Source organism: Desulfatiferula olefinivorans (assembly GCF_054657895.1).
This window is the reverse complement of sequence record NZ_BAAHXV010000095.1, coordinates 1-1,550: the sequence shown is the minus strand read 5'-3', so window position 1 is coordinate 1,550 and position 1,550 is coordinate 1. Positions and strand designations below refer to the sequence as shown.

Sequence of the window (1,550 nt, the reverse complement as noted above, 5' to 3'; positions counted from 1 at the left end):
GTATCCATTCACAGGGGCCTACCCTCAACGACAACGCACTGAAATTAAAGTCAAAACAATAAAGTTTATAACCAATTGAAATAATTGAAAATAAATCTAGATTTTTGTTTTCTAGTATGATATAGTTGTCTTTATGAAAGATAACCGACCGTTTTCACATGAAGATTGGCTTGCGGCGCCAAAATTGGTTCGAGATTATATTGAACAGCTCGAGCCAATGGCTCAGTACCTCATGGATCAAGTCAAAACTCTCGCAGAGCGTATTGAAAAGCTGGAAAACCAGCTAAACAAAAATTCAAAAAACTCGAGCAAGCCCCCATCATCCGATCCGCCTTATTCGAAAACCCGGAAATCATCCTCGCCGAAATCGACGGTGAAAAAACGAAAAAAGGGCGGACAAAAAGGACACCCCGGTCATCAACAGAAGCTTATGTCTGCTGACCGTGAAATACCCGTTATGCCCGAACCTTGCACATGCGGATGCAGCTCATCTAATCCGAATGATTTTCACCCGTTTTACACGCATCAGGTACTTGAGCTTCCCCCTATTAAAATGGATGTTATCCATTACATCTTGCTCAAAGGGAAATGCCCAAATTGCCGAAAAACGATTAAAGCCGAGATCCCCAAAGAAAGCCGGACCGGTTACGGGCCAAGATTGAGTGCAACCATTGCCGAGCTAAGCGGCACATACGGGAACAGCCGGGAAACCATTCAGGATATTTGCCGGAACATTCTCAACTTTCATATTTCCACAGGGGCGATTCAAAAAGTGATTGATCGCGCCTCACGTGCCATTGGACCGATCTATGACCGCATTGGTTTAATTGCGAGAAACTCCCCGGCCAACTATATTGATGAAACAGCCTGGTACCAAAAAGGTATCCTTCGATGGCTTTGGACCATGACAAATGAAACCATCGCATTTTTTAAAATCCATGAAAACCGCTCAAAAGAAGCTTTCAAAGCTCTGATAGAAGACTGGAATGGAATTTTAATCAGCGATGGATACGGCGTCTATATAAAATGGATCGGGGAAAGGCAAACCTGTCTGGCCCATCTTATCAGAGAGGCCAGAAATCTGGCCGAAAGAAAGGACGAGTCTCTTCAGCGGTTCGGGAAAAACATACTTGAGTTACTCCAGCAACTATGCCGCTTCGCCAATAAACCTCCAAGTCCCAAAAAATGGGAAGACTGGTTCTCTCAGTTTATGGTCATCCTCTTTCTTTTTGAAGGCGCAGATGACGAGGCCGGGAAACTTGCCAGACGCCTTGCCCGCGAGATGGATCATCTCTGGACATTTTTAGAAGAAGACGGTGTTGAACCCACCAACAACAGGGCTGAAAGATCACTTCGCTTTGGTGTTCTCTGGCGAAAACGTAGCATGGGAACACAAAGTGACAAAGGCGACCGGTGGGTCGAACGAATCCTTTCCCTCAAACAAACGTGCAGGATTAAATCTATCTCGTCCTTCGACATTTTACATCAAGCCATCACTGATTTTTTCAAAGAACAAGAACCGTGTCTTGACTGGCTGAGCTAACCTTTTT

General features: G+C 44.7%; 1 protein-coding gene. It reads left to right on the top strand.

Going from position 1 to position 1,550, the window contains the following annotated elements; genetic code table 11:
* The first annotated feature begins 133 nt into the window (after positions 1-133).
* A complete protein-coding gene (gene tnpC, locus ACYQ11_RS21995; RefSeq protein WP_459925983.1) occupies positions 134-1,543 on the top strand; it encodes an IS66 family transposase in 1,410 nt (469 codons plus the stop codon).
* Positions 1,544-1,550: the final 7 nt, after the last annotated feature.

Excerpts from the sequence above, each read along its gene's own strand:
- tnpC (WP_459925983.1), top strand. The coding sequence starts at position 134 with ATGAAAGATAACCGACCGTTTTCACATGAAGATTGGCTTGCGGCGCCA.